Below are 26,492 nucleotides of genomic sequence, written 5' to 3' on the forward strand. Positions count from 1 at the left end.
TGATGCAGCTGGCCCGCGCCGTTCTGGGCTGGCTGCTGCTGGTGGCGGGTCTGGCCTTTGCTGCGGGCGAGATCGGCGGCCTGTGGGGGACAAATCCGCAGTGGCGCGCGCCCGATGACGGGGTCACCATCTATGTCGAGACCAACGGTTTCCACACCGGCTTTATCCTGCCCGCACAGGCCGAGGGTGTCGACTGGCACGCGCTGTTCCCGCCCACCGATGTGCGTGATCCGCGCTATCACGCCACGGGGGCGACCGATCATGTCGCGATCAGCTGGGGCGAGCGCGATTTCTACCTCGCGACCCCGCGCTGGCAGGATCTGAACCCTGCAACCATGGCGCGCGCCGCGATCGGCAGCGATGCAACGCTGATCCATGTCTATCACATGCAAAGGCCCGCCGAGGGCCTTTATGCGCGCAAGCTGGTGATCAGCCATGCGGCCTATCGCAAGCTGGCCGCGCGGTTGATGAACGATGTTGCGCAGCCCGAGTCCGGCGTGCCGACGCCGATTGCGGGCTATGGCGGCGACGATGTGTTCTACGAGGGCCGCGGCCGCTATTCGCTGGTCCGCAGCTGCAACGCCTGGACCGGCGACCATCTGCGCGCCATCGGCGTGCGTATCGGGGCCTGGACCCCGGCGGAGCACCATGTCATGCGCTGGTTTCCCCAAGTCGCGCCTCGAGATACAAGCGTTCCGCACGCGCCGGATTGAGCGCGAGCGCACGGCGATAGGCCTCTGCTGCGGCCTGCCCCTCGCCGGTTTCGGCCAGACAATGCGCCCGCGCCGCATGCCAGGGCCGATAGCGGTCCAGCCCCGCGCCCTCCAGCATCGCCAGAGCGGCAAGCCCGGCATGCGGCCCTTCGACCTTTCCGAGCGCGATCGCGCGGTTAATCGCCACCACCGTGCCGGGCCGCACCGCGAGCAGCAGATCGTACAGCTGCAGGATCGCGCGCCAGTCGGTCTGCCCCTCGCCCTTGCGCCGCGCATGGGTGAGATGGATCGCGGCCATCAGCTGATACGGGCCGCTGCGTCCCGCCTCAGCGGCGCGGCGCATCAGTTGCGCAGCCGATGCGATCAGCGCGTCATCCCACCGTTCGCAATCCTGCTGGCTGAGCGGGATCATGCGCCCCGCGTCATCGACCCGCGCGGCGCGCCGCGATTCGGCCAGTTGCACCATCGCCGCCAGCCCCAGCACCTCGGGGTCCTCAGGCAGCAGCTCTGCCAGCATCGTGGCCAGCCGCAGCACCTCCGGCCCCAGATCGGCGGTCGGCTCGCTGCCGGCGGCATCCTGGTAGGCCAGGGCATAGCCGATCTCGAGCGTCGCCAGGACCGCAGCCAGCCGTTCGCCCCACGCATGCGGCGGCGGCGTCTCGAACGGCACCCCCGCCTCGCGGATCTTCGCCTTGGCGCGGGTCAGCCGCTGGAACATCGCGGGCACCGCCATCAGGAACGCTGCCGCAATCCGCTCGGTGGGCACACCGCACGCCACGCGCAAAGTCAGCGCGGCGCGCGCATCGGGTGCGATCGCCGGGTGGCAGCAGATGAAGATCAGCCGCAGCCGCTCGTCGGGAATCTGCTCGTCGAACAGCGCGATGACATCCATGTCCTCCGCCTCCTGTTCGGGCCCCTGGCTGGCGATAAGCTGCGCCAGCCGGACATCGCGCCGCAACCGGTCGATGATCCGCCGCCGCGCCGCGACGTGCAGCCATCCAGCCAGGTTGGCGGGCAGCGGTGCGGTGGCGAAAGTGCGCATCGCCAGCTCGGTCGCATCGGCAAAGCCGTCCTCGGCGAGATCCAGATCGCGAAACCGCGCGGCCAGCGCGGCAACCACGGCGGGCCGGGCGGCGATGATCGCTTCGCCCAACCCACCCGAATGGCTCATGCGTCGGGGCCGCCCATCGGCCAGACCGGCCGCACCTCGACCGCGCCCTTGCCGGGAATCGCGATCCGCTTGGCCCATGCCAGCGCCTGGTCGAGATCGGCAACGTCGATGATGTAGAAGCCGCCGAGCTCCTCGTGGCTTTCGGAAAACGCCCCATCGTGGATCTGGTGCTCGCCGAAATTCCAGCGGATCGTGGTCGCGGTCGCGGCCCCCTTCAGCCGCTCGCCCGAAAACGGCACGCCGGCGGCCACCAGAGCCTCGGCCAGCGCCATGTGCTTGGCGAGCGTGTCGGCGAGGATCGCCTCGCCATCGGGGCCGGCATAGACGCTCTCGTCTTCGTGGATCATCAGCATGTACTGCATCATCGTGTCTCCTTGGGTCGAACGCCGCACCTTCCGGGCGTTCCATCCCCATGACGAACGGGCAGCGACGGATTCGACACGCCGGTCAGGCCGAGCGCATGATGTCTGCCCATTCGGCCTCATCGACCACGCGCACGCCCAGTTCCGCGGCCTTTTTGAGCTTCGATCCTGCGCCCGGCCCTGCGACCAGCAGATCGGTCTTGGCCGAAATCGATCCCGCCGCCTTGGCCCCCAGCCGTTCGGCCTGCGCCTTGGCCTCGTCGCGGCTCATCGTCTCGAGCTTGCCGGTGAACACGATGGTCTTGCCGCTCCATTCGGTCTCGCGCGCGGTCGAGACGAAGGCGGCAGGCCGCACTTCGGCGATCAGGTCGTCGAACAGTTCGGCATTGTGCGGCTCATGGAAGAAATCGCCCAGCGCCTCGGCGACCGCAGGGCCGATGCCGTCGATGCTGGTGACCTCGGCGACCGCCTCGACCTCGCCCGCTGCCAGCCGGTGCCCGATTGCGCCCACCGCCTCGGCGCTGCCGAAGGCCTTGACCAGATCCTTGGCGGTGACCGATCCGACGTGGCGGATGCCCAGCGCGAACAGGAACCGCCCGGGGTCTGCGCCGCGCCGCGCCTCGATGCTGGCGAGCAGATTGTCGACCGACTTTTCCTGCCAGCCCTCGCGCGCCAGAATGGCAGCGCGGTGCTGCTTCAGGCGGAAGATGTCGCCGGGCCGGTCGATCAGCCCAGCTTCCAGAAACTCGGCAATCGTCCGCTCGCCCAGCCCATCGATATCGAGCGCGGCGCGGCTGACGAAGTGACGCAGCCGTTCGAGCTTCTGCGCACCGCAGATCAGCCCGCCGGTGCAGCGCACATCGACCTCGCCCTCTTCGGCCACCGCTTCGCTGGCGCACACCGGGCAATGGTCGGGGAAGGCATAAGGCTCGCGCGGTTCATCGCGCGTCAGGTTCTCGACCACCTGCGGGATGACATCACCCGCGCGCTGGACGACGACGCGGTCGCCGGGGCGCACGCCCAGCCGTGCGATCTCGTCGCGATTGTGCAGCGTGACGTTGGAGACGACCACGCCGCCGACGGTGACCGGGGTCAGCCTGCCCACCGGGGTCAGCTTGCCGGTGCGCCCGACCTGAATGTCGATCGCCTGCAGCGTCGTCTCGGCGCGTTCGGCGGGGAACTTGTGGGCGAGAGCCCAGCGCGGCGCCTTGGCGACAAAGCCCAGCCGCGCCTGCCAGTCGAGCCGGTCGACCTTGTAGACCACGCCGTCGATATCATAGGGCAGGTCGGCGCGCTGCGCCTCGATGCTGCGATAATGCGCGAGCAGCTCTTCCAGGCTTTCCAACCGTCGCAGCAGCGGCGAGACCGGAACGCCCCAGCCGGCGATCGCCTGCACCACCGCATGCTGCGTATCGCCCGGAACCTCGCTCGCCACGCCCCAGCCATGCGCGAGGAAGCGCAAAGGACGCGCGGCAGTGACCTTGGCGTCCTTCTGGCGCAGCGACCCTGCGGCGGCATTGCGGGGATTGGCGAACAGCTTCTCCTCCCGCTCCGCCTGCGCAGCATTGAGCGCGGTAAAGTCCTGTTTGGACATATAGACTTCGCCGCGGATCTCGAAGACGGCGGGAATGATGCCCCCCTCCAGCCGCTGCGGAATATCGCCGATCATCCGCACATTGGCGGTGACATCCTCGCCCACCTCGCCATCGCCGCGCGTCGCCGCGCGCACCAGCACGCCATCCTGATAACGCAGCGAGAGTGACAGCCCGTCGATCTTGTCCTCGGCGGTCAGCGCCAGCATCTCGCCCTCGGGCAGTGCCAGATAGCGCCGCACCCTTGCCACGAACTCGGCAATGTCCTCATCCGAAAAGCCGTTGTCGAGGCTCATCATCCGCTGCTCATGCCGCACCTTCATGAGCGGCGACGCCTCGACCGCCGCCCCCACCATCCGGCTGGGGCTGTCGGCGCGGATCAGATGCGGAAAGGCTGCTTCCAGCTCATTGTTCCGCCGCACCAAGGCATCATAATCCGCATCGGAAATCTCCGGCGAATCCTCGGCATGATAGCGCCGGTTATGGTGCGCGATCTTCTTCGCGAGCCGCTGCAACTCAATCGCGACTTCGGCTTCGGTCAAAACTGCCATATATCACCGTGAAAGCAGATGATCATACAACCCAACGCAAATCACTAGAAACAACCTTCCAACCCTTACCTGATTGAATACAATTATATCGCATCCCTGATCCAAGTTTATCTATATCTACTGAACATTTTCGATCTAAGGAACATTCAAATTTAGCAATTTTAAGATGTGCTGACTTTATTTCTTTTTCATTGTAGTAATATGTCATAGCCGTAAACATACCGAAATCGCCTTCAACAACCTTCTTTTTGCAGAAACTTTCTGGAACAACTCTGAGGAAGGTCGTTTCAAGTTTACGAGCCACATCTTTTACCTGAACTTGGCCGTTGGCATTGAGGCACAATGTCTCTGAGTCAATTTCTGAGCGCCTAGCCCCCGTCAGGGGCGCAACTTTGACAAATTCGCCAAAATTTTCGGCAATGGCTGCTGCCACAGCTCCAGCCGCATCTCGCTCCAGCCGAGGGCTCGATAACGCCACCGTCAGTCCGATGACCATCGCACAAAACACGGTCGCAATAACAATGTTTCTCCACATCATCACACCCGCTCCAGCAACCGGTCCGCCTGCGCGCGCGCTTCGGGCGTGATTTCCGCGCCGGAGAGCATGCGCGCGATCTCTTCCTTGCGGTCGGCGTCATCGAGCAGGCGGACGCCGGTGCGCGCAACGGTGCCGTCCGAGGTCTTGGCGATCAGCAGGTGGTGCGCGCCGCGTGCGGCGACCTGGGGCGAGTGGGTGACGACGAGCAGCTGCGTGGTGCGCGCGAGCCGTGCCAGCCGCTCGCCGATCGCCGAGGCCACCGCGCCGCCGACGCCGCGGTCAATCTCGTCGAAGATCATCGTTTCCGCCCCGCCCTGCTCGGCGAGCGCAACCTTCAATGCCAGGATGAAGCGCGAGAGCTCGCCGCCCGAGGCAATCTTCATCAGCGGCGCAAAATCGCTGCCGGGGTTGGTCGAGATCAGGAACTCGACATGGTCCATGCCCGATGCGCCCCAGCGCGACTCGTCGAGCGGGTCGATGAGCGTGCGGAAGCGCGCGGCATCGAGCTTGAGCGGGATCAGCTCGCCCTGCACCGCCGCATCGAGCGCCTTGCCCGCCTTCGCCCGCGCTGCGCTCAAAGCCTCGGCGGCGGCGACATAGGCGGCCTTTGCGGCGTGGCGCGCCTTGTCGAGCGCAGTGAGGTTGGCCCCGCCCGATTCGAGCGCGGCCCAGTCTGCCTGCATCTGCTTCAGCAGATCGGGCAGCGCATCGCCTGCCACATTGTGCTTGCGGGCGAGCGCGCGCAGATCGAACAGGCGGCGTTCCATCTCGTCGAGCCGCACCGAATCATAGGTCAGCGCTTCGGCTGCCGCGCGCAGCTTGGATTCGGCATCGTCCGCCTCGATCACCGAGCGGTCTAGCGCCTCCAGCGCCTCGTTGAGCAGCGGATGCTCCTCGGCGATCCGGTCGAGCTTGCGCGCCGCGCCGCGCAGCTGCGCGAGCGCACCCTTGGACCCTTCGAAGGTTTCGAACAGATCGGACAGATCGCCCGACAGCCGTTCGCCCTTCTGCATCGCCGCACGCTCGCCCGCGAGCTCGGCCTCCTCGCCTGGCTGGGGCATGAACGCGGTGAGTTCGGCGAGGTTGTGTTCGAGCAGGTCGCGGTCGCGCAACGCGGTGTCGATTGCGGCATTGGCATCGGCATAGGCGCGCTCGGCCGCCTGCCAGCCGCGCCACGCCGCCGCCACGCCTGCGACATCGCAGCGGCCAAAGCTGTCGAGCAGATCGCGGTGCCCCTTGGGGTTGATCAGCCCGCGATCGTCATGCTGGCCATGGATTTCGACCAGCAATACGCCGAGGTCACGCAGCAGGCCTGCGGACACCGGCTGGTCGTTGACGAAAGCGCGGCTGCCGCCATCGGCGCGCACCTGCCGCCGGATCAGCAGCGGCTCGCCCGGCTCCTGCGAAATGTCGTTGGCGTCGAGCATGGCCGCCACGCCCTGGTGGCCGGTGATATCGAACCCGGCGATCACCAATGCGCGCTCGGCCCCCTGCCGCACCAGCCCGCTGTCGGCGCGCGCGCCCATCGCAAGGCCCAAAGCATCGAGCAGGATCGACTTGCCCGCGCCGGTCTCGCCGGTCAGCACGCCCAGGCCACGATGGAAATCCAGGTCGAGCGCCTCGATCAGCACCAGGTCACGAATGGCAAGCGACAGCAGCATGGATCACGCTTTAGAACATACAGGGGACATCTGGGAACAGGCTTTTTGGCCCTTGCATCACCTTGTGCCGGTCGTGCGCGCGTGTCATTTCACGCGCTTGTCATTGACTTGCCGCTGCGGTGCCAATAGCGCCACGATGGTGGGGCCTGATATGCGCAAGGATCATGACGCAGCTATGACCGGTTTCCTGCCTGTTTCCCTCTCGACGGCCACATCATGAGCCTCGCTGCGCTGCCGCTGGCGCTGATCCTTTCTGCGATGCAGGCTGGCGCGGCCACCGAACCTCTGCCAGTACCCGTCACCGAGCAGCCGCTGACGACGATCACGGTGGATGCGCCGCCGGTGACCACGCTGCCGCCCTGCCCTGCTGCAGCTGCCCCGCTGGCCACGCCACCCCTGGGCACGGCACCCATCGCGCCGTCAGACGCCCCCGCACAACCTTCGCAGGATGGCGCGATCGTCGTCACGGCACGGCCCGATTCCGAGCCGGGCGATCCCATGCTGCAGCTCAACGCCCAGTCGTTTCAGGTGGTGCAGGATGTCGATGAAGCGCTCGTCGGCCCGGTGGCGATGGCGTACAAGGATGCGATCCCCAAGCCGATCCGCCACGGCCTGCGCAATTTCCTGCGCAACCTCACCGAGCCGATCGTCGCGCTGAACTTTCTGCTGCAGCTGAAGCCCGGCAAGGCGGCGGAAACCGTCGGGCGGTTCGCGGTCAACAGCACCATCGGCATTGGCGGGCTGTTCGATGTCGCCAAGCGCGAGCCGTTCAAGCTGCCCTATCGCCGCAACGGCTTTGCCAACACCCTGGGCTATTATGGCGTCGAGCCGGGCGCCTATCTGTTCCTGCCGCTGATCGGCCCGACCACGGTGCGCGATCTCATCGGCGGCACCATCGACGGATTGCTGCTGCCGACCGCGGTCGGCGCACCGTTCAACAACCCCTATTTCACGCTTCCCGCCGCGACGCTGAGCGCGCTGCAGGGGCGGATCCAGATCGACGAACAGCTCAACGCGCTGCGCACCCAGAGCAAGGATCCGTATATCGATGCGCGCGATTTCTACCTGCGCCGCCGCCAGGCCGAGATCGACGCATTGCGCGGACAGGTGCAATATCCCGATGGCGAACTGCCGTTCGTCAATCCGGGCACGGGCCGCAGCGTGATCGTCCCGGTGACGCCGATCGTGCCGATGGCTCCCGGCATCAATTGCATGGCCGTGGGCGGGTATTGAGAGGCGGGCAGCGGCGGACCTACAACGTCCACTCAGCCTGAGCGGGGGTGGGCGCAAAGCGGCGCACCCCCTCCGCCATCACGCCCCCTGCAACAGCCCCTCTTTCGCGATCCGCTCCTTCCACACCAGCGGCGCGAGCTGGTGGACGTTGTTGCCTTCGCTGTCGACCGCGACGGTCACCGGGAAGTCGCTGACCTCGAACTCGTAGATCGCTTCCATCCCCAGATCATGGAAGCCCACGACTTCCGAGCCCTTGATCGCACGTGCGACCAGATAGGCCGCGCCGCCGACCGCCATCAGATAGGCGCTCTTGTGGTCGCGGATCGCCTCGACCGCGGCGGGTCCGCGTTCGGCCTTGCCGACCATCGCGAGCAGGCCCTGTTCGAGCATCATGCGGGTGAACTTGTCCATCCGCGTCGCGGTGGTGGGGCCGGCGGGGCCGACGATCTCCTCGCCCACCGGATCGACCGGGCCGACATAATAGATCACGCGGCCACGGAACTCGACCGGCAGCTGTTCGCCCTTGGCCAGCATGTCCTGGATCCGTTTGTGCGCAGCATCACGCCCGGTGAGCATCTTGCCGTTGAGCAGCAGCCGGTCGCCCTGCTTCCAGCTCTGCACCACTTCTGGCGTGAGGTTATCGAGATCGACGCGGATCGCGGCCTTGTCGGGCGTCCAGTTGACGTCCGGCCATTCGTCGAGCTTGGGTGCCTCGAGATACGCCGGGCCCGAGCCGTCGAGCGAGAAATGCGCGTGGCGGGTCGCAGCGCAATTGGGGATCATCGCCACCGGCTTGCCCGCAGCATGGCAGGGCGCATCCATGATCTTGACGTCGAGAATGGTCGAGAGGCCGCCGAGCCCCTGCGCGCCGATGCCCAATGCGTTGACCTTATCGAAGATCTCGATCCGCATCGCCTCGACATCGGTCTTGGGCCCGCGCGCCTTCAGCGGCCCCATGTCGATCGGGTCCATCAGCGCCTTCTTGGCGAGCAGCACCGCGTGCTCCGCCGTGCCGCCAATGCCGATGCCGAGCATTCCCGGCGGGCACCAGCCTGCCCCCATCTGCGGGATCATCTCGAGCACCCAGTCGACGATGTTGTCGCTGGGGTTCATCATCTTGAACTTCGACTTGTTCTCGCTGCCGCCACCCTTGGCCGCGACATCGACATGCACGTGATGGCCCGGCACCATTTCGACATGCAAGACACAAGGGGTATTGTCCTTGGTGTTGCGGCGGGTGAAGGCGGGGTCGGCGAGCACCGAGGCGCGCAGCTTGTTGTCCGGGTGCAGGTACGCCCGGCGCACGCCCTCGTCGACGATTTCCTGCAGCGAGCGCGAGGTATCATCGAGGCGGCAATCCATGCCCCATTTGACGAACACGTTGACGATGCCGGTATCCTGGCAGATCGGGCGATGCCCTTCCGCGCACATCCGGCTGTTGGTCAGGATCTGCGCGATCGCATCCTTGGCGGCGGGCGACTGCTCTGCCTCATAAGCCTCGCCCAGCGCACGGATGTAATCCATCGGGTGGTAATAGCTGATGAACTGCAGCGCGTCGGCGACGCTTTCGATCAGATCGGCGGCTTTGATGGTCACGGTCATGGCATTCCCCCGGGTACGAAACGCGCTCTCAAAGGCGCTGGCGGATGAAGTGCGACCGTCTCTATTGCTCCCGCCACGCTATCGCAAGCCGACGCACAAGGGAATGTGTTTCGGCCTGGCCATGACCACCATGCCGGCACCTGTCCACAGCCCCCAAATTGCCGTGCACAAGTCTGTGGAGAGGAAATTGTGGGCAAGGGCGATTTGCCCTCTTGCGATTTTTCGGGGCGGCTTTTTACCGCGCGTCGCGCCGTGTGAACGGTATACCATGTGCGACGAATGGAATCCCACACGCGACGAATGGTGATGTAAATTAACCATTTACCCTCTTGCGTCGGAATCAGGATCCGCCACTATAGGTAGTGGGGTACGCGGCTGGGGCATACCAAGAACAGTGGGTACAAGACAGCGCGGGGGCAGACAGTGGCCTTCGCGTCAAGGGTTTTTGACCCTGTTTTGACCTTCTGTTGGGGATAAGTTTTCCCCCGCGAAGCCCGACAAGATGCTATACGGGACGCTTGCGCCCCGACTCGAACAATTGCGGAACAAAACTCCGCACGTAACGATCAATATGGGGGCGTCATGGATTTCAGAGATACCAAGGGTAGCGCAATCGATATGGGTGAAGCAGATGTACTGGACGCAGCCGAAAAGGCCGGCACGGGTGTGGCAACGGGCGCCGCGAGCGTCGATGAACTGGCGTTGATCGCGATGGCAGCAACGCAGGCCGCCGCCGCCCAGCCCGCCGACGTGCGCGACAGCAAGACCGTCGAGGCACGCCGCTTCCATGTCGTGACCGACGCCAGCCGCGATGCGCTGCTGACCGATTTCGGTAAGGAAACGCTGGAAGACCGTTATCTGCTGCCCGGCGAATCCTATCAGGACCTGTTCGCACGCGTCGCCGATGCCTATGCCGACGATCAGGCGCACGCCCAGCGGCTGTACGATTACATCTCTAAGCTGTGGTTCATGCCCGCCACCCCGGTGCTGTCGAACGGCGGCACGGGTCGCGGTCTGCCGATCAGCTGCTATCTCAACAGCGTCGACGACAGCCTGGAAGGCATCGTCAACACCTGGAACGAGAACGTCTGGCTGGCCTCGCGCGGCGGCGGCATCGGCACCTATTGGGGCAATGTGCGCGGCATCGGCGAGCCGGTCGGCCTCAACGGCAAGACCAGCGGCATCATTCCGTTCGTCCGCGTGATGGATTCGCTCACGCTCGCGATCAGCCAAGGCTCGCTGCGGCGTGGTTCGGCGGCGTGCTATCTCGACGTGTCGCACCCGGAAATCGAGGAGTTCCTCGAAATCCGCAAGGCCTCCGGCGACTTCAACCGCAAGGCGCTGAACCTGCACCATGGCGTGCTGCTGACCGACGAATTCATGGAAGCGGTGCGCGACGGCGCGGACTTCAACCTCAAGAGCCCCAAGGATGGCAGCGTTCGCGGAACCGTCAACGCGCGCGCACTGTTCCAGAAGCTCGTTGAAACCCGCCTTGCCACCGGCGAGCCCTATATCGTGTTCAACGACACCGTGAACCGCATGATGCCCGCGCACCACCGCGAGCTGGGCCTCAAGGTCTCGACCTCGAACCTGTGCAGCGAAATCACGTTGCCCACGGGCCGCGATCACCTGGGCAACGACCGCACCGCGGTGTGCTGTCTGTCGTCGCTCAACATCGAAACCTGGGACCAGTGGCACGACGACAAGCTGTTCATCGAGGACGTGATGCGCTTCCTCGACAACGTGCTGCAGGACTATATCGACCGCGCCCCGCCCGAAATGGCACGCGCCCGCTACAGCGCGATGCGCGAACGTTCGGTCGGCATGGGCGTGATGGGCTTCCACTCGTTCCTGCAGGCGCGCGGTCTCGGCTTTGAATCCGCGCTCGCCAAGTCATGGAACATGAAGATCTTCAAGCATATCGCGGCCAAGGCCTCCGAAGCCTCGATGATGCTCGCCAAGGAACGCGGCCCCTGCCCGGATGCTGCCGATCAGGGCGTGATGGAGCGGTTCAGCTGCAAGATGGCGATTGCGCCGACCGCGTCGATCTCGATCATCTGCGGCGGCACCTCGGCGTGCATCGAGCCGATCCCGGCGAACATCTATACCCACAAGACGCTCTCGGGCAGCTTCGTGGTCAAGAACCCGTATCTCGAAAAGCTGCTGCGCGAAAAGTCGAAGGATTCGACCAATGTGTGGAACACGATTCTGGAAAAGGGCGGCAGCGTCCAGCATCTCGATTTCCTGAGCGCGGAAGAAAAGGACGCGTTCAAGACCAGCTTCGAGATCGACCAGCGCTGGCTGCTCGAACTGGCCGCCGACCGCACGCCGTATATTGATCAGGCGCAGTCGCTGAACCTGTTCATCCCCGCCGATGTCGACAAATGGGACCTCTTGATGCTGCACTTCCGCGCATGGGAACTGGGCATCAAGTCGCTCTATTACCTGCGCTCGAAGTCCGTCCAGCGCGCAGGCTTTGCCGGCGGCGTCGAGGCCGACAACACCATCGAAGCGCCCAAGTTCGAGCTGGGCGAAACGACGGATTACGACGAATGCCTGGCCTGCCAGTAATGCACCTTCTGCCCCGTTCCCCGGACCTGATCCGGGGAATGCGGCGGGACTGGACTGCATCTGCGGCGGCCCGCGCCCGTATCTTTACCGACCAGATTTAAACCCGTCAGTGCCCCTCAACTCCTCATGGGAGCGGGGCCAAAGGAGCCCGACATGTCCCTTCTCGAAGCCCGCACCCAGTACAAGCCCTTCGAATATCCCTGGGCCTATGATTTCTGGAAGCGTCAGCAGCAGATTCACTGGATGCCCGAGGAAGTGCCTCTGGGCGAGGATTGCCGCGACTGGGCGCAGAAGCTGACCGAGCACGAGCGCACCTTGCTCACGCAGATCTTCCGCTTCTTCACCCAGGCCGATGTCGAGGTGCAGAACTGCTATCACGAAAACTACGGCCGGGTGTTCAAGCCGACCGAGGTCAAGATGATGCTGACCGCGTTTTCGAACATGGAAACCGTGCACATCGCCGCCTACAGCCATCTGCTCGACACCATCGGCATGCCCGAAAGCGAGTACGGCATGTTCCTCGAATATGAGGAAATGAAGGCCAAGCACGATTATCTGTCCGAATTCGGCGTCGACAATGACGAAGATATCGCGCGCACGCTGGCGATGTTCGGCGGCTTTACCGAAGGGCTGCAGCTGTTCGCCAGCTTCGCGATGCTGATGAACTTCCCGCGCTTCAACAAGATGAAGGGCATGGGCCAGATCGTCAGTTGGTCGGTGCGCGACGAAAGCCTGCACTGCGAGGGCATCACCAAGCTGTTCCACGCGTTCTGCGCCGAGCGCGGCTGCCTCACCAAGGCCGTCAAGGAAGACATCATCGACTGCTGCCAGAAGACGGTGCGGCTGGAAGATGCGTTCATCGATCTGGCTTTCCAGGACGGCCCCGTCCACGGCATGACCGCCAAGGAGATCAAGCGCTACATCCGCTACATCGCCGACTGGCGTCTGGGCCAGCTGGGCTTTGCCCCGGTGTACATGATCGAGGACCACCCGCTGCCGTGGCTCGCGCCGCTGCTCAACGGTGTCGAACACGCCAACTTCTTCGAAACCCGCGCCACCGAATATTCCAAGGGCGCCACCCGCGGCAACTGGAACGACGTATGGAGCGCGTTCGACAAGCGCCAGAAGAAGGGCGCGGCGAACGAGGCTGCGGTGATCGACGATGGCGAGGACATGTTCAAGCAGGCGGGCATCGCTGCGGAGTAACCACCGCCTTTAAGAGTTCTGTTATGGGGCGGCGCAAAGACATCATGGTCTTGCGCCGCCCCTTTTTTTACGCGGCCTGCCAAGGGTGTCTCGCACCGTTTCGCATTGCGAGGGATCGCCCTGTCGCGGTTTTTTGCCAATCACAATGCAGCGGATTGCACAGCGATAAATCATGCGCCTTCACAAAAACTGATGGCCAATTGGTAAGCATGGCGTCGATCTGCTATACGTAAAGCTCGTACCCGGAGCAGATTTCGATGATCAAGCTCTCCAGCTGCAAGCCTGTCGGCGATCTGCGTCTGAGCCTAAGCTTTTCCGATGGCACGACGGGCATCTGGGACGCGGCCGATTTGCTCGGCAGCAAGGACACGCCGCTGATCATGCCGCTGCGCGATCCTAACGCTTTTGCCAAAGCCTTTATCGACAATGGCCCGCTGGCCTGGCCCAATGGCCTTGAACTTGCGCCATGGACCCTGGGCGGCAGGTCTGCTCAAGCGTCAGGCGGCCTGAGAACCTTGAGGAAAGACACCAATCGGGGCGAAGCCTGCCATGCCAGTCGTCTTGCGCCATAAAGGTTTCCGCTTCCACTTCTTCGCCAACGAAGGCGACCCGCGTGAGCCGGTGCATATTCACGTGTCGCGACCCGGTGCCACGCTGAAATTCTGGCTGTCGCCTCAGGTTGAACTGGCCTATAATCGCGGCTTCGATGCGCGGACCATTGCCCGATTGCAGACCCTTGTCGAACAGCATGTCGAAGAATTCGAGGACGCGTGGAATGACTTTTTCTCCTAGCCCCAAATCAGTCCGCTTCGATGACGCGCAGATGTGGGTTGAGCTGGAAGATGGCCGGACGTTGGGAATTCCCCTGGCGTGGTTTCCAAGGCTTGTGCGCGCCACGACAGCACAACGGGAAGACTTTTTTCTCAGCCCCGATGGCATCCATTGGGACGAGATTGACGAGGATATTTCCATTGCTGGTCTGCTGGCCGGGCAAGGTGACATGACCCGTCCCGGCAAGCGCGCCGCCTGAGGTTCGCGTTCCGCATAGCCATCGCGCTGCCCGCCATGGGCCGCGACGTCGCCTGAAAGGCCAGCAGCCGGTTCGGCTGGGGCAAGAACGGGTCGCCCTGAGGCGGCAGAAATCCCTGCGCTATCGCGCCGAATCGCCCCCTCCACACATACCCCATGTTGCGCGCTTGACATCGTCATCAAAACCGTGATGGTAGCGCTATCAGAAAACAGAAGGTTTGCATATGGAGGGGGTAACCCAACACAACCGGTCGGCTTTGCCCGATGACTGGACCACCGGCGTGTTCGTCGGGCGGATGCTCACGGATGCAGGGCCCAGCCCCATCCTGGTGGTGCACGGCGATCTTTACGACATGGCTGACGTGGCACCGACCGTTTCGGCCTTGGTCGAACGCGGCGATTTCACCGGCGCGGGCGGACGCAATCTCGGGCGCTTTTCGCTCGACGAGACCCGCCTGCTGGCTCCGGTCGATCTGCAGTGCGTCAAGGCCTGCGGCGTCACCTTTGCGGTCTCGGCAATCGAGCGGGTGATCGAGGAGCGGGCGCGGGGCGACTGGAACGCCGCTGCCGCGATCCGCGAACGGCTCGAATCGCGCATCGGCGGCTCGATCCGCTCGGTCTCTCCCGGATCGCCCGAAGCCGCCGCGCTCAAATCGGCGCTGATCGAGGATGGCCTGTGGTCGCAATATCTGGAAGTCGCCATCGGCCCCGATGCCGAGGTGTTCACCAAGGCCCCCGTGCTCGCGTCGGTCGGCGCGGATGCCGAGATCGGTATCCGGTCCGATTCGCACTGGAACAATCCGGAACCCGAGGTCGCCCTGCTGGTCAACAGCGCCGGACAGCCGGTGGGCGCGACGCTGGGCAATGACGTGAATCTGCGCGATTTCGAGGGCCGCTCGGCGCTGCTGCTGGGCAAGGCCAAGGACAACAACGGCTCGTGCGCGCTCGGCCCGCTGGTCCGCCTGTTCGACGCGGGCTACACGATCGACGACGTCCGCCAGGCCGAAATCGGGCTGACGATCCAGGGCGAGGACGGCTTTGTGCTGCACGGCCAGAGCAACATGCGCGAGATCAGCCGCGATCCGCTGGATCTGGTGCGCCAGACGCTGAGCGAGCATCAGTATCCCGATGGCTTCGTGCTGTTCATGGGCACGCTGTTCGCGCCGGTCGAGGATCGCGACGAGCCCGGCCGCGGGTTTACCCACAAGGTCGGCGACACGGTGGCCATCGAGAACTCCCGGCTGGGCCGGCTGGTGAACCGCGTCGTCACGTCAAAGGATGCAGCCCCCTGGCAAATGGGGATCGGGGCGCTGATGAACAATCTGGCCGCGCGCGGCCTGCTGCAGGGGGCATGATGACACAGATGGGGGCTGTAAAGGCTGGAACCGAGCCTGCGATCTATCCCAGCCTGGCGGGCAAGCGCGTGCTGATCACCGGAGGCGCGAGCGGCATCGGCGCAGCCCTGGTCGAGCAGTTTGCACGCCAGGGCGCGACGATCGCATTTCTGGATGTGGATGACGATGCCGGAACGGCACTGGCAGACCGGATACCGGGCACGCATTATCACAGCTGCGACCTGCGCGACCTCGATGCGCTCAAGGCCTGCATGGATACGGTCATAGACCAGCTGGGCGGCATCGATGTGCTGCTCAACAACGCGGCCAATGACGATCGTCATGCCGTGATGGAGGTGACCCCGGCCTATTGGGACGAGCGCATGGCGACCAACCTGCGTCACCTGTTCTTCACCGCACAGGCCGTCGTTCCCGCGATGCAGGCTGCAGGCGGCGGGGCGATCATCAATTTCGGGTCGATCAGCTGGCATCTGGGCCTGCCCGATCTGGTGCTGTACCAGACCGCGAAGGCCGCGATCGAGGGCATGACCCGCGGGCTGGCGCGCGATCTGGGGCGTGACAACATCCGCGTCACCACCATCGTCCCGGGCAATGTCCAGACGCCCCGGCAGCAGATGTGGTATACCCCCGAAGGCGAGGCGGAGATCGTCGCATCCCAGTGCCTGAGCGAACGGATCCAGCCGCACGATGTCGCGGCGCTGGCGCTGTTCCTGGCGTCGGATGATGCGCGGATGTGCACCGGCCATGAGTATTTCATCGATGCCGGGTGGCGCTGACATGACCGTGACCTCGGTGCTGGCTGCGGCGTGCACCCTGGGCGAGGGCCCGGTCTGGCATGACAGTGCACTGTGGTTCGTCGATATCAAGGGCAAGCGCGTGCATCGCTACGCCCCCGGGGATGGCTCTCACCGGCACTGGAATGCGACCGATCAGGTCGGCTGGGTGCTCCCCACCGCCAACGGCGACATGATCGCAGGGGTCAAGACCGGGCTGCACCGGTTCGATCCTACCAGCGGCCAGTTTGCGCTGCTCCACGATCCGGAGCCCGATCATCCCGGCAACCGGCTGAACGATGCTGCGACCGATACGACCGGGCGGTTGTGGTTCGGCAGCATGGATGATGGCGAGGCGCTCAAGACCGGGCGGCTCTATCGCTGCGATGCGGGCACCTGCCGCGATACCGGCCTGCCGCCCGTCGCCATCACCAATGGCCCTGCGATCAGCGCCGACGCGCGCACGCTCTATCATACAGACACGCTGGGCAAGACGATCTGGCGGGTGGAGATCGACGCTGATGGCACGCTTGGCACCCCCGAACGCCATGTCGTGATTGAGGACGGCGCAGGCTATCCCGATGGTTCGGTGATCGATGCCGACGGCTGCCTGTGGATTGCGCTGTACAGCGGCTGGGGCGTGCGGCGCTACGACCCGGCAGGCAGGCTGATGCACACGGTGCGTTTCCCCGTCGCCAATGTCACCAAGATTGCCTTTGGCGGCGAGGGTCTTAACACCGCCTACGCGACTACCGCGCGCAAGGGCCTGGACGCAGCGGCGCTGGACGCGCAACCGCTGGCAGGCCATCTGTTCGCATTCGACCCCGGCGTTGCCGGCCTGCCGGTGGTACCGGCCAAAATATAGGGAGGAGCAGGGAAAATGGCATCTGTGGCGGAGACGGCCGAAGGGCAGGTCAACATCGGGTTCATCATCGCGATCGTCGCGGTGGCGACCATCGGCGGGTTCATGTTCGGGTATGATTCGGGCGTGATCAACGGCACCCAGAAGGGGCTGGAAAGCGCGTTCGACCTCGGCAAGTTCGGCATCGGCGTCAATGTCGGCGCGATCCTGGTGGGCTCTGCCATCGGTGCCTTCGGCGCCGGACGCATGGCGGACCGCATCGGCCGTCGCGGCGTGATGCTGCTATCTGCCGTGCTGTTCCTCGTCAGCGCCCTGCTGGCGGGTGCCGCCTCGTCATCGATCATCTTCATCATCGCGCGGATCATCGGCGGCCTCGGCGTGGGCGCCGCCAGCGTCATTTCGCCAGTCTATATCTCCGAAGTGACGCCTGCGAACATCCGCGGCCGACTGTCGAGCGTGCAGCAGGTGATGATCATCACCGGTCTCACCGGCGCGTTCGTCGCCAACTTCGCGCTCGCCCGCTATGCCGGCGGTTCGACGGCGGAATTCTGGATGGGCTATCCCGCCTGGCGCTGGATGTTCTGGCTACAGGCCATCCCCGCTGCGATCTATGGCCTGGCCCTGCTGGTGATCCCGGAAAGCCCGCGCTATCTGATGGCGCGCGGCCGAGAGGCAGAGGCGCACACCGTGCTGGCACGCCTGTTCGGCACCGCCGAGGCCGACCGAAAGGTTGTCGAAATTCGTGGCAGCCTGGCCACCGACCATCACCGCGCACGTCTGTCCGACCTCATCGACAAGAGCTCGGGCAAGATCCGTCCGATCGTCTGGACCGGCATCGGGCTTGCGATCTTCCAGCAGTTCGTCGGCATCAACGTCGTGTTCTATTATGGTGCGGCGCTGTGGGAAGCGGTCGGCTTTTCGGAAGATTACGCGCTGCAGACCAACATCCTGTCGGGCGTGCTCTCGATCGGCGCGTGCCTGGCGACGATCCTGCTGGTCGACCGCATCGGCCGCAAGCCGCTGCTGCTGATCGGCTCTGCCGGCATGGCAGTCACGCTCGCGGTCGTCGCCTATGCGTTCTCGACTGCGGTCACCGGCGCGGACGGCGCGGTTTCGCTGCCGGGCAACAATGGCGTGATCGCGCTGATCGCCGCGAACCTCTACGTGATCTTCTTCAACCTGAGCTGGGGCCCGATCATGTGGGTGATGCTGGGCGAGATGTTCCCCAACCAGATCCGCGGATCAGGCCTGGCGGTGGCGGGCTTTGCGCAATGGATCGCCAATGCCGCGATTTCGGTCAGCTTCCCGTCGCTGGCCGCATCACCGGGGCTCGCCTTCACCTATATGGGCTATGCCTTCTTCGCGGCGATCTCGTTCTTCTTCGTGCGCAAGATGGTGGTCGAAACGCGCGGTGTCGAACTGGAAGACATGGCAGGCTGATGGACCAGCGGTCAGCGCGGCTTGCGCGTCGTCGGGCGACGACGCGGGGCCGCGTCGGACTGCCGGCGGATCAGCGTGTAATCGGCGAGCACATGCTGCGCGGCATGATCCTCCGCCTTGCCGCCCCGAATGGTGCGCACCAGCAATTCCACCGCCTGGCGCGACATCTCGATCACCGGCTGGCGGATGGTGGTCAGCTCTGGCCAGATCGTGGTCGCCAGCGCGGTATCGTCGAAACCGCACACCGTCAGATCGCCGGGCACATCCAGCCCCTTGCGATGCGCGATCGCCACCGTCGCCGCTGCCATATCGTCATTGGCGGCAAAGATCGCGGTGGGCGGATCGGCCTGGTCGAGCAGCTGCTCTGCGGCATCCAGGCCCGAGCGATAGGTGAACATGCCCTCGGCGACCAGATCCGTATCCAGCGCCAGTCCCGCCTCGCGCAGCGCCGTGCGATAGCCTTCGAGCCGCTCGGCACTTGCGGTCTGGTTGGGATTGCCGGTGATGAAGCCGATGCGCACATGCCCCAGCTTCACCAGGTGCCGCGTCATGTCTTCGGCCGCCCGGCGGTCGTCGATGCTGACCGAAAGCGCCCACTCGGGGGCCCGGCCGGTGGCCACGGCGACAACCGGTATGCCGCGCTCCTCGAGCGCGGTCAGGATAGGCACCGAATCCGAAAGCGGCGGGGGCAGCACCACGCCGTCGATCCGGCCGCGCAGCAGATGATCGATCGCCGCTGCACCGCCACCATCCTCGTCGCACTTTTCGACGACCAGATGCACGTTGCTGCGGCTCGCCTGATCGAGGCTGCCAACCAGAAACTCGCTGAGATAGGCAAAGGACGGGTTGGAGTGCAGCAGGCCGATGCGGATGTCATCGCCGCCCGCCAAGGTGCGCGCCGCGGCATTGGGTGCATAATTGAGCGCGGCAATCGCCTCTTCCACACGCCTGCGGGTTTCCTGCCGGACATTGGTTTCGCCGTTGATCACCCGGCTCACCGTCATGGGCGAGACACCCGCGTGCGCCGCCACATCGCTGATCGTCGGGACATTGCGCTGACGCCGGGGGCCGCGAGGTTCTTTCATGCACTGTCTTTCAGAACGGGACTGGCCTTCGATCGATGGGCCGTTGAGCGCCCAATAAACGCAGTCAAATGGAAAGGCGAGATATGATCGAGATTCTGCTGGCGCTGGCACTGCAACAGGCGCCCTATGTCAAGAACCCCAAATACTGGCCGACACCGGTGATGGACGAGGTCGCGCCGCCGCTGCCGCCCCTCAAGCGCGGTGCGGTAATGGTGCTGTCCAAGACCAACGGGTTTCGCGACGACGAGCAGATCGTCGCCGCCACGCAGGCGGTGCAGGACATCGTCAGACAAGGCGGGCGCGACGTGTTCGCGACAGAGAATGCCGCGATCATGAATCCGCGCGATCTGGCGAAATTCCGCGTTGTCGTGCTCAATTCGAACAGCGGCAACATCTTCACCGATGCGCAGCGCAAAGCGTTTCGCGATTGGGTGGAAAAGGGTGGCGGAGTGGTGCTGCTCCACGGCGCGGGCGGTGACCACACCTACGACTGGGCATGGTATCGCGACGCGCTGCTGGGCGTGCGCTTCATCGGTCACACGTCGAAGCCCGATCAGTTCCAGCAGGGCGACATCGATGTCACCGAGCCCAGGCACCGGGTAATGCGCGGCATTCCGGTCAAATGGACCCGCACCGAGGAATGGTATGCGTTCGACAAGGTGCCAACCGACCAGGGCACGCGCATCCTCGCGACGCTCGACGAGGCGAGCTACCGTCCGGCCGCCGAGCAGCGGATGGGCACGGTGCATCCGATCGTCTGGACCCGCTGCGTCGCGAAGGGCCGATCGGTGTTCTCGGCGCTGGGCCATCAGGCGCAAAGCTATGCCGAGCCGCTGCATCGCAGGCTGATCGGCAACGCGATCGATTGGGCCGCCGGCAAACGCTGCTGACCGCTATTTCGGGTTGCCGGGCGCGAACGGAAAGCTCTGCCGCTTGTACCAGTCAAGGTCATGCTGCGGGGCTGCTGCGCCCTGCGGCAACGGTAGGCCGTTGAGCGACATCCAATAGGCAAGGCTCGCATCACGCCACCACTGCGCCTCGCGCTGCTGCACGCCCAGGAACGCGTCGGTCTTCGTCCAGCGCTCGGCATCGATCCGGGGCTTGAGCGTCGCCCATTGCTGCCGCATCGCTGCGACCTCGGCCACGCCGCGATCATAGCGGCGGACCATCTCTTCCCATAACGTGTTGCCGCCGGGCATCGTGTAATCCCACGGCAGGTGGTGGAACCACAGCAGCTCCTCGACCGGCGTGGTCTTCGGGTCGGCATAGCGTCTAGCGAGCGACGGCGCATATTGCGCGACCGCGTTGCTGCCGGTGCGGGTGCGATCGAAGCCGATCCCCTGCTTGTCGGCGCGGTGATAATAGACCGGGTTCCATTCGGGTCGCGCCAGGTCCGACACCCAGGGACCCGGGCCGTAATGATGGCCGGTGGCGAACAGATGCGCCAGCCCCAGCGGGCCGGTATAGTCGACCACCGCCTCGCGTGACCGCATCATCATCTTGACCACCGTGTCGGTGACGACGGGATCGTCGCCATAGGTCTGCGCCGACCATTCGCGCGCGATGGCTTCCGACGACAGCGACGGGTCCCAAGCCATCCGCCCGAAGACATACCAGTTCGCCTGGTTGAAGGTGCCGCCCGACCAGTCGCGGTCGCGGCCGATATTGGCGACCCCGGCCATTCCGCTGAGCGCATGGCCGTCCGCCTTGCCGGTCACCACCGACGCCACCGTCTCCCCGCGGCGCACGCCCGTTTGTGCGTCGAGCACCTCCTCGAACATCGGGCCGAGATAGGCGAGGTGCGTTGCGAAACCGAGATATTCCTTGGTGATCTGGAACTCGGCAATCAGCGGCGTCTTGGGCATTGCGCCGAACAGCGGGTGAAAGGGCTCACGCGGCTGGAAGTCGATCGCGCCGTTCTTGACCTGCACCAGCACATTGTCGGCAAAGGTGCCGTCGAGCGGCTTGAACTCGGTATAGGCCTGTTTGGCGCGGTCCTCGGGGTCAGTATCCGCATAGACGAACGCGCGCCACATCACGATCCCGCCATGTGGCTTGACCGCGGCTGCGAGCATGTTGGCGCCATCACCATGGCTTGCGCCATAGTCGCGGGGGCCAGGCTGGCCCTCGCTGTTCGCCTTGACCAGAAAGCCGCCGAAATCGGGGATCGCGCGGTAGATCTCGTCGGCCTTGGCCTTCCACCATGCTGCAACCTCGGGATTGCGCGGGTCGGCGGTCTTCAGTCCGCCGATCTCCATCGGCGCCGAAAAGCGCGCCGACAGATAGACCTTGATGCCATAGGGGCGGAATACATCCGCCAGCGCCGCTGCCTTGGCGATATAGGGCGCGGTCAGGCTGTCGGCCTTGGCATTGACGTTGTTGAGCACCGTGCCGTTGATGCCGATCGAGGCATTGGCGCGGGCGTAATCCGCATAGCGCGGGTCCTTGAAGTCGGGCAGCACCCACCAGTCCCACAGCGACTGGCCCGAATATCCGCGCTCAACCACGCCATCCAGATTGTCCCAATGGTTGAGGATGCGCAGCTTTGTCTGCGGTGCGGAGACAAGGTCGATCTTCGCCGCATCGCCGCCGCTGTTCAGATGCCGCAACAGCGCGAACGCCCCATAAAGGATCGCGGTATCGGTCGCGCCGGTGACCAGGGTGACCATGCGGCCCGCCACCATAGCCGTCTGCACGCGGTAGCCTTCAGCACCAAGCCTGCTCGCGTCGATTCGCAGGTCCGCAAGCCTGGCATCATCGGCGCGGGCGAGCAGGACAGGCTGACCAAGGGCGGGAAGGCTGCGGCGCAATTCATCGGCCGCGATGCGCAGGGTGGGCGAATCACCTGCCAGTTCGACAGCTGCGGATGCCGCGCCAGCCTGGGGTTCGCCCAGCCACAGCTGGTATCCGTCATTGGCGAAGGATGGGGTCGACAGGGCCAGCGCTGCGCACGCCCAAAGCGGGCTCCGACCGTGAAATAGCTTCATTTTCTCTCTCCCTGGGCGCCGCTTAAGTCGCGCTGGCGGTGTGCATCGGCATTGACAAGCCTTTGTTCTGCCGTGCATGGTAGCGGTATCACAGCGACAACATCAATATAAATGTTGCGCCTTTCGGGACGGGAGAGACACATGGCGCAGGCAACGGAACACGGTGGCAAGATCAGCCGCCGCGACATGTTCTTCTGGAGCGCATCGGTATCCTTGCTGGCGATGATGCCCGCTGCGGCACGCGCCGCCACCCCAATCTATCGCGATCCTGCCGCGCCTGTCGATCTCAGGGTCGATGATCTGCTTGCGCGGATGACGCTCGACGAGAAGGTGGCCCAGCTGGTCACGCTCTCGCGCACCAAGCGCGACGTGATGGACGCAGACCTCGCCTTTGATCCCGCCAAGGCCTCCGCCGCCTATCCGCACGGCATCGGCCAGATTGCCCGCCCGTCCGATCGCGGCGGCGCCGCCACCGCCAACAACAATCCCGCCGAAGGAACCGGTCGCTGGCGCGCGCCTGCCAACACGATCGCCTTCGTCAATGCGGCGCAGGCCTGGGCGAAATCGACCCGGCTGGGCATTCCGGTGCTGTTCCACGAGGAATGCCTGCACGGCTATATGGCGCCCACCGCGACCAGCTTTCCCCAGGCGATCGCGCTGGCAGGCACGTTCGATCGCGGCCTGATGGAAAAGGTGAGCGCAGTGATCGGCCGCGAGGTGCGCGCGCACGGCACCGTGCTGGCGCTGTCGCCGGTGGTGGATATCGCGCGCGACCCGCGCTGGGGCCGGATCGAGGAAACCTTTGGCGAGGACCCGTATCTGTGCGGCGAGATGGGCGTGGCCGCGGTGCTCGGCCTACAGGGGCGCAGCAAGGTGCTGGGCGCGGGCAAGGTCTTCGCGACGCTCAAGCACATGACCGGGCACGGCCAGCCCGAGAGCGGCGAGAATGTCGCCCCTGCCCCGCTTGCCGAGCGCGAACTGCGCGAACGCTTCTTCCCGCCCTTCCGCAAGGTGGTCGCCAAGACCGGCATCGCCGCCGTGATGCCGTCGTACAACGAGATCGATGGCGTACCGAGCCATGCTAACCGCTGGCTGCTGGGCGACATCCTGCGCGGCGAATGGGGCTTCGATGGCGCGATCGTCAGCGATTATGCCGCGATCGGCGAACTCGCCTCGCTCCACCATATCGCCCCTGACATGGCCGCAGCGGCCAGGCTGGCGCTGATCGCCGGGGTAGACAGCGATCTGCCCGATGGCGAGGCCTTCCGCACCCTGGGTGATCAGGTGCGCGCAGGCAAGGTACCGCTGGCGCTGGTCGATCAGGCATGCCGACGAATGCTGACGCTCAAGTTCCGCGCCGGGCTGTTCGAAGCCGCCCCCACCGATGCGCGGGCCGCCGCCAGGCTCACCGCCAATGCCGAAGCGCTGGCGCTCGCCCGCCTGTCGGCGGAAAAGGCGATCACGCTGCTCACCAACGATGGTACGCTGCCGTTGAAGCCCGGCGCACACAAGCGCGTCGCGGTGATCGGGCCCAATGCAGCAGTTGCGCGGCTGGGCGGCTATTCGTCGATCCCGACCAACCCCGTGTCGCTGCTCGACGGCGTCAAGGCGCGGCTCAAGGACCAGGCCGAAGTCGTGTTCGCGCAAGGCGTGTTCATCACCCAGAGCGAGGACCGCTCGGCCAACGAGATCCTGCTCGCCGATCCTGAGAAGAACCGCCAGCTGATCGCCGAGGCCGCCGAGGTCGCCAGCACCTGCGACGTCATCCTGTTGGCGATCGGCGATACCGAACAGACCAGTCGCGAGGGCTTTGCCAAGAACCATCTGGGCGACCGCACCAGTCTGGATCTTGTCGGTGAACAGAACGAACTGTTCATGGCGATGAAGGCGACCGGCAAGCCCGTCGTCGTGGTCGCGATCAACGGCCGCCCGCCCTCTTGGCCGACCGTGGCAGATCAGGCCAATGCGATGCTTGAATGCTGGTATCTCGGCCAACAGGGCGGCCATGCGATGGCAGCGGCGCTGTTCGGCGATGTCAATCCCGGCGGCAAGCTGCCCGTCACTGTGGCACGGCATGTCGGCCAGTTGCCGGTATTCTATGATGCCAAGCCATCGGCGCGGCGCGGTTATCTGTTCGATACTACCGACCCGCTTTTCCCCTTCGGCCACGGCCTGAGCTATACCCGGTTTGAACTCAGCCCGCCCCGGCTTTCATCTGAGCGCATTGGGCAGGGCGCTTCGGTTACTGTTTCCGTCGATGTCACCAATATGGGGGAGCGCGAAGGCGATGAGGTCGTGCAGCTCTATGTTCGCGATCAGGTTGCCTCGGTCACCCAGCCTATCAAGGTGCTAAAGGGTTTCGAGCGCTTGACGCTCAATCCCGGCGAGCGCAGAACGGTCAACGTTGCACTGGATACGGAGAGCTTTGCGATCTGGAATGATGAGATGCGCGAGGTCGTCGAGCCTGGCCTGTTTGACATCATGACCGGTCCAGACAGCCGCAACCTTCAAACTGTCACCCTTGAAATCGTCTGAGGATATTCATGCCCAAAATCGTAGATGCCCGCGTCATTATTACTTGCCCGGGCAGGAATTTCGTAACGCTCAAGATCATCTGCGACGATGGCACCACCGGTGTTGGCGATGCGACGCTGAACGGTCGCGAGCTGTCGGTTGCCAGCTATCTCACCGATCATGTCATTCCCTGTCTGATTGGCCGCGACGCGCATCGGATCGAGGATATATGGCAGTATCTCTACAAGGGTGCGTACTGGCGGCGCGGGCCGGTGACGATGAGCGCGATTGCCGCGGTCGATACCGCCTTGTGGGACATCAAGGGCAAGATCGCGGGCCTGCCGGTCTATCAGCTGCTCGGCGGGGCGAGCCGCGAGAACGTGATGGTCTATGGCCATGCCAATGGCACGACGATCGAGGATACCATCGCGGTCGCGCTCGATTACCAGGCCCAGGGCTACAAGGCGATCCGGCTGCAGTGCGGTGTGCCCGGAATGGCATCGACCTATGGCGTCAGCAAGGACCGCTATTTCTACGAACCTGCCGATTCCGACCTGCCGACCGAGAATGTCTGGAACACCAGCAAGTATCTGCGCGTGGTGCCCGAACTGTTCAAGGCAGCGCGCGAGGCGCTGGGCTGGGACGTGCACCTGCTGCACGACATCCACCACCGTCTGACCCCGATCGAGGCGGGACGGCTGGGCAAGGATCTGGAGCCCTATCGCCCGTTCTGGCTGGAAGATGCGACCCCTGCCGAGAACCAGGAGGCGTTCAGGCTGATCCGCCAGCACACCACCGCGCCGCTCGCGGTGGGCGAGATCTTCAATTCGATCCATGATTGCCGCGAGCTGATCCAGAACCAGCTGATCGATTATATCCGCGCCACCGTGGTGCATGCCGGTGGCATCACGCACCTGCGCCGCATCGCCTCGCTGGCGGACCTGTACCAGATCCGCACCGGCTGCCATGGCGCGACCGACTTGTCGCCGGTGTGCATGGCCGCCGCGCTGCACTTCGACCTGTCGGTGCCCAATTTCGGCGTGCAGGAATACATGCGCCACACCGCAGAGACCGACGCGGTCTTCCCGCATGCCTATACCTTTGCCGATGGTGCGATGCATCCGGGGGATGCGCCGGGACTGGGCGTGGATATCGACGAGGAACTGGCCGCCGGATACGAATACAGCCGCGCCTTCCTGCCGGTGAACCGGCTGGAAGATGGCACGATGTACAACTGGTAACCGGTC

The 26,492-nt window shown here is 64.7% G+C and carries 22 protein-coding genes; 14 read left to right on the forward strand and 8 right to left on the reverse strand.

Features of this window, described 5'->3' with window-relative positions:
- Nucleotides 1-2 precede the first annotated feature (2 nt).
- Nucleotides 3-713, forward strand: a complete 711-nt coding sequence (locus LI72_RS17655) for a DUF2459 domain-containing protein (RefSeq protein WP_033927285.1) — start codon at nt 3-5, stop codon at nt 711-713.
- Here LI72_RS17655 and LI72_RS17660 read toward each other — a convergent pair.
- The 5 genes from LI72_RS17660 to recN all read right to left on the reverse strand — a co-directional run bounded on the left by LI72_RS17660 (nt 652) and on the right by recN (nt 6,588).
- A complete protein-coding gene (locus LI72_RS17660; RefSeq protein ID WP_052130206.1) occupies nt 652-1,884 on the reverse strand; it encodes an RNA polymerase sigma factor in 1,233 nt (410 codons plus the stop codon). The genes LI72_RS17655 and LI72_RS17660 overlap by 62 nt on opposite strands.
- Nucleotides 1,881-2,249 (reverse strand): YciI family protein, encoded by a 369-nt coding sequence (locus LI72_RS17665; protein ID WP_081985235.1) that lies wholly within the window; start codon nt 2,247-2,249, stop codon nt 1,881-1,883. Before LI72_RS17665 ends, LI72_RS17660 begins: the two co-directional genes overlap by 4 nt.
- Nucleotides 2,250-2,331: 82 nt before the next feature.
- Nucleotides 2,332-4,389: an NAD-dependent DNA ligase LigA gene (gene ligA, locus LI72_RS17670; RefSeq protein WP_033927286.1), complete on the reverse strand. Its 2,058-nt coding sequence runs from the start codon at nt 4,387-4,389 to the stop codon at nt 2,332-2,334.
- A 22-nt stretch (nt 4,390-4,411) separates the two neighbouring features.
- Nucleotides 4,412-4,927, reverse strand: a complete 516-nt coding sequence (locus tag LI72_RS20135) for a hypothetical protein (protein ID WP_156139692.1) — start codon at nt 4,925-4,927, stop codon at nt 4,412-4,414.
- Nucleotides 4,927-6,588 carry a DNA repair protein RecN gene (recN, locus tag LI72_RS17675; protein WP_033927287.1) on the reverse strand — a complete coding sequence of 554 codons (1,662 nt, stop codon included), beginning with the start codon at nt 6,586-6,588 and terminating at the stop codon, nt 4,927-4,929. Before recN ends, LI72_RS20135 begins: the two co-directional genes overlap by 1 nt.
- Before the next feature lie 216 nt (nt 6,589-6,804).
- On the opposite strand from recN, the gene LI72_RS17680 reads away from it, so the two are divergent.
- Nucleotides 6,805-7,821, forward strand: coding sequence for an MlaA family lipoprotein (locus LI72_RS17680; RefSeq protein WP_033927288.1), 1,017 nt, complete (start codon nt 6,805-6,807; stop codon nt 7,819-7,821).
- A gap of 78 nt (nt 7,822-7,899) precedes the next feature.
- On the opposite strand, the gene LI72_RS17685 is transcribed toward LI72_RS17680, so the two are convergent.
- A complete protein-coding gene (locus LI72_RS17685) occupies nt 7,900-9,423 on the reverse strand; it encodes a fumarate hydratase (RefSeq protein WP_033927289.1) in 1,524 nt (507 codons plus the stop codon).
- A 711-nt stretch (nt 9,424-10,134) separates the two neighbouring features.
- On the opposite strand from LI72_RS17685, the gene LI72_RS17690 reads away from it, so the two are divergent.
- The 9 genes from LI72_RS17690 (at nt 10,135) to LI72_RS17730 (ending at nt 18,659) form a co-directional block, all read left to right on the forward strand.
- Nucleotides 10,135-11,994: a ribonucleoside-diphosphate reductase subunit alpha gene (locus LI72_RS17690; RefSeq protein ID WP_231562525.1), complete on the forward strand. Its 1,860-nt coding sequence runs from the start codon at nt 10,135-10,137 to the stop codon at nt 11,992-11,994.
- Between the two features lie 153 nt (nt 11,995-12,147).
- Nucleotides 12,148-13,200 (forward strand): ribonucleotide-diphosphate reductase subunit beta, encoded by a 1,053-nt coding sequence (locus tag LI72_RS17695; protein ID WP_033927340.1) that lies wholly within the window; start codon nt 12,148-12,150, stop codon nt 13,198-13,200.
- A gap of 257 nt (nt 13,201-13,457) precedes the next feature.
- A complete protein-coding gene (locus LI72_RS17700; protein ID WP_052130207.1) occupies nt 13,458-13,772 on the forward strand; it encodes a DUF2442 domain-containing protein in 315 nt (104 codons plus the stop codon).
- Nucleotides 13,762-13,992, forward strand: a complete 231-nt coding sequence (locus LI72_RS17705) for a DUF4160 domain-containing protein (protein ID WP_231562523.1) — start codon at nt 13,762-13,764, stop codon at nt 13,990-13,992. Before LI72_RS17700 ends, LI72_RS17705 begins: the two co-directional genes overlap by 11 nt.
- Nucleotides 13,976-14,230, forward strand: a complete 255-nt coding sequence (locus LI72_RS17710; protein ID WP_033927292.1) for a DUF2442 domain-containing protein — start codon at nt 13,976-13,978, stop codon at nt 14,228-14,230. Before LI72_RS17705 ends, LI72_RS17710 begins: the two co-directional genes overlap by 17 nt.
- Nucleotides 14,231-14,453: 223 nt before the next feature.
- A complete protein-coding gene (locus tag LI72_RS17715; RefSeq protein ID WP_033927293.1) occupies nt 14,454-15,584 on the forward strand; it encodes a fumarylacetoacetate hydrolase family protein in 1,131 nt (376 codons plus the stop codon).
- Nucleotides 15,581-16,360 carry an SDR family NAD(P)-dependent oxidoreductase gene (locus LI72_RS17720; protein WP_197051960.1) on the forward strand — a complete coding sequence of 260 codons (780 nt, stop codon included), beginning with the start codon at nt 15,581-15,583 and terminating at the stop codon, nt 16,358-16,360. The genes LI72_RS17715 and LI72_RS17720 overlap by 4 nt, the downstream gene beginning before the upstream one ends.
- Nucleotides 16,329-17,222 carry an SMP-30/gluconolactonase/LRE family protein gene (locus LI72_RS17725; protein WP_443018133.1) on the forward strand — a complete coding sequence of 298 codons (894 nt, stop codon included), beginning with the start codon at nt 16,329-16,331 and terminating at the stop codon, nt 17,220-17,222. Before LI72_RS17720 ends, LI72_RS17725 begins: the two co-directional genes overlap by 32 nt.
- A gap of 15 nt (nt 17,223-17,237) precedes the next feature.
- The gene (locus tag LI72_RS17730; protein WP_443018134.1) at nt 17,238-18,659 is read left to right on the forward strand and encodes a sugar porter family MFS transporter; all 1,422 of its coding nucleotides are present in this window, start codon (nt 17,238-17,240) and stop codon (nt 18,657-18,659) included.
- A gap of 11 nt (nt 18,660-18,670) precedes the next feature.
- Here LI72_RS17730 and LI72_RS17735 read toward each other — a convergent pair whose 3' ends face one another.
- Nucleotides 18,671-19,744 (reverse strand): LacI family DNA-binding transcriptional regulator, encoded by a 1,074-nt coding sequence (locus tag LI72_RS17735; protein WP_033927296.1) that lies wholly within the window; start codon nt 19,742-19,744, stop codon nt 18,671-18,673.
- Nucleotides 19,745-19,827: 83 nt separating this feature from the next.
- On the opposite strand from LI72_RS17735, the gene LI72_RS17740 reads away from it, so the two are divergent.
- Nucleotides 19,828-20,634: a ThuA domain-containing protein gene (locus tag LI72_RS17740; RefSeq protein ID WP_052130211.1), complete on the forward strand. Its 807-nt coding sequence runs from the start codon at nt 19,828-19,830 to the stop codon at nt 20,632-20,634.
- 3 nt (nt 20,635-20,637) lie between these two features.
- Here LI72_RS17740 and LI72_RS17745 read toward each other — a convergent pair whose 3' ends face one another.
- Nucleotides 20,638-22,731, reverse strand: a complete 2,094-nt coding sequence (locus LI72_RS17745; protein ID WP_033927298.1) for an alpha-glucuronidase family glycosyl hydrolase — start codon at nt 22,729-22,731, stop codon at nt 20,638-20,640.
- Between the two features lie 141 nt (nt 22,732-22,872).
- On the opposite strand from LI72_RS17745, the gene LI72_RS17750 reads away from it, so the two are divergent.
- Entirely contained in the window at nt 22,873-25,266 is a 2,394-nt protein-coding gene (locus tag LI72_RS17750) for a glycoside hydrolase family 3 N-terminal domain-containing protein (RefSeq protein WP_052130214.1), read from the forward strand.
- Between the two features lie 8 nt (nt 25,267-25,274).
- Nucleotides 25,275-26,486, forward strand: coding sequence for a D-mannonate dehydratase ManD (gene manD, locus LI72_RS17755; protein WP_033927299.1), 1,212 nt, complete (start codon nt 25,275-25,277; stop codon nt 26,484-26,486).
- Nucleotides 26,487-26,492 lie beyond the last annotated feature (6 nt).

The organism is Sphingomonas sp. 35-24ZXX (assembly GCF_000786215.1).
Taxonomy (GTDB): Bacteria; Pseudomonadota; Alphaproteobacteria; order Sphingomonadales; family Sphingomonadaceae; genus Blastomonas.

What these genes read in the sequence shown, in the direction of transcription:
- LI72_RS17655 (WP_033927285.1), top strand. Translation starts at nt 3, where the DNA reads ATGCAGCTGGCCCGCGCCGTTCTGGGCTGGCTGCTGCTGGTGGCGGGT.
- LI72_RS17660 (WP_052130206.1), bottom strand. Translation starts at nt 1,884, where the DNA reads ATGAGCCATTCGGGTGGGTTGGGCGAAGCGATCATCGCCGCCCGGCCC.
- LI72_RS17665 (WP_081985235.1), bottom strand. Translation starts at nt 2,249, where the DNA reads ATGATGCAGTACATGCTGATGATCCACGAAGACGAGAGCGTCTATGCC.
- ligA (WP_033927286.1), bottom strand. Translation starts at nt 4,389, where the DNA reads ATGGCAGTTTTGACCGAAGCCGAAGTCGCGATTGAGTTGCAGCGGCTC.
- LI72_RS20135 (WP_156139692.1), bottom strand. Translation starts at nt 4,927, where the DNA reads ATGATGTGGAGAAACATTGTTATTGCGACCGTGTTTTGTGCGATGGTC.
- recN (WP_033927287.1), bottom strand. Translation starts at nt 6,588, where the DNA reads ATGCTGCTGTCGCTTGCCATTCGTGACCTGGTGCTGATCGAGGCGCTC.
- LI72_RS17680 (WP_033927288.1), top strand. Translation starts at nt 6,805, where the DNA reads ATGAGCCTCGCTGCGCTGCCGCTGGCGCTGATCCTTTCTGCGATGCAG.
- LI72_RS17685 (WP_033927289.1), bottom strand. Translation starts at nt 9,423, where the DNA reads ATGACCGTGACCATCAAAGCCGCCGATCTGATCGAAAGCGTCGCCGAC.
- LI72_RS17690 (WP_231562525.1), top strand. Translation starts at nt 10,135, where the DNA reads ATGGCAGCAACGCAGGCCGCCGCCGCCCAGCCCGCCGACGTGCGCGAC.
- LI72_RS17695 (WP_033927340.1), top strand. Translation starts at nt 12,148, where the DNA reads ATGTCCCTTCTCGAAGCCCGCACCCAGTACAAGCCCTTCGAATATCCC.
- LI72_RS17700 (WP_052130207.1), top strand. Translation starts at nt 13,458, where the DNA reads ATGATCAAGCTCTCCAGCTGCAAGCCTGTCGGCGATCTGCGTCTGAGC.
- LI72_RS17710 (WP_033927292.1), top strand. Translation starts at nt 13,976, where the DNA reads ATGACTTTTTCTCCTAGCCCCAAATCAGTCCGCTTCGATGACGCGCAG.
- LI72_RS17715 (WP_033927293.1), top strand. Translation starts at nt 14,454, where the DNA reads ATGGAGGGGGTAACCCAACACAACCGGTCGGCTTTGCCCGATGACTGG.
- LI72_RS17720 (WP_197051960.1), top strand. Translation starts at nt 15,581, where the DNA reads ATGATGACACAGATGGGGGCTGTAAAGGCTGGAACCGAGCCTGCGATC.
- LI72_RS17725 (WP_443018133.1), top strand. Translation starts at nt 16,329, where the DNA reads ATGAGTATTTCATCGATGCCGGGTGGCGCTGACATGACCGTGACCTCG.
- LI72_RS17730 (WP_443018134.1), top strand. Translation starts at nt 17,238, where the DNA reads ATGGCATCTGTGGCGGAGACGGCCGAAGGGCAGGTCAACATCGGGTTC.
- LI72_RS17735 (WP_033927296.1), bottom strand. Translation starts at nt 19,744, where the DNA reads ATGAAAGAACCTCGCGGCCCCCGGCGTCAGCGCAATGTCCCGACGATC.
- LI72_RS17740 (WP_052130211.1), top strand. Translation starts at nt 19,828, where the DNA reads ATGATCGAGATTCTGCTGGCGCTGGCACTGCAACAGGCGCCCTATGTC.
- LI72_RS17745 (WP_033927298.1), bottom strand. Translation starts at nt 22,731, where the DNA reads ATGAAGCTATTTCACGGTCGGAGCCCGCTTTGGGCGTGCGCAGCGCTG.
- LI72_RS17750 (WP_052130214.1), top strand. Translation starts at nt 22,873, where the DNA reads ATGGCGCAGGCAACGGAACACGGTGGCAAGATCAGCCGCCGCGACATG.
- manD (WP_033927299.1), top strand. Translation starts at nt 25,275, where the DNA reads ATGCCCAAAATCGTAGATGCCCGCGTCATTATTACTTGCCCGGGCAGG.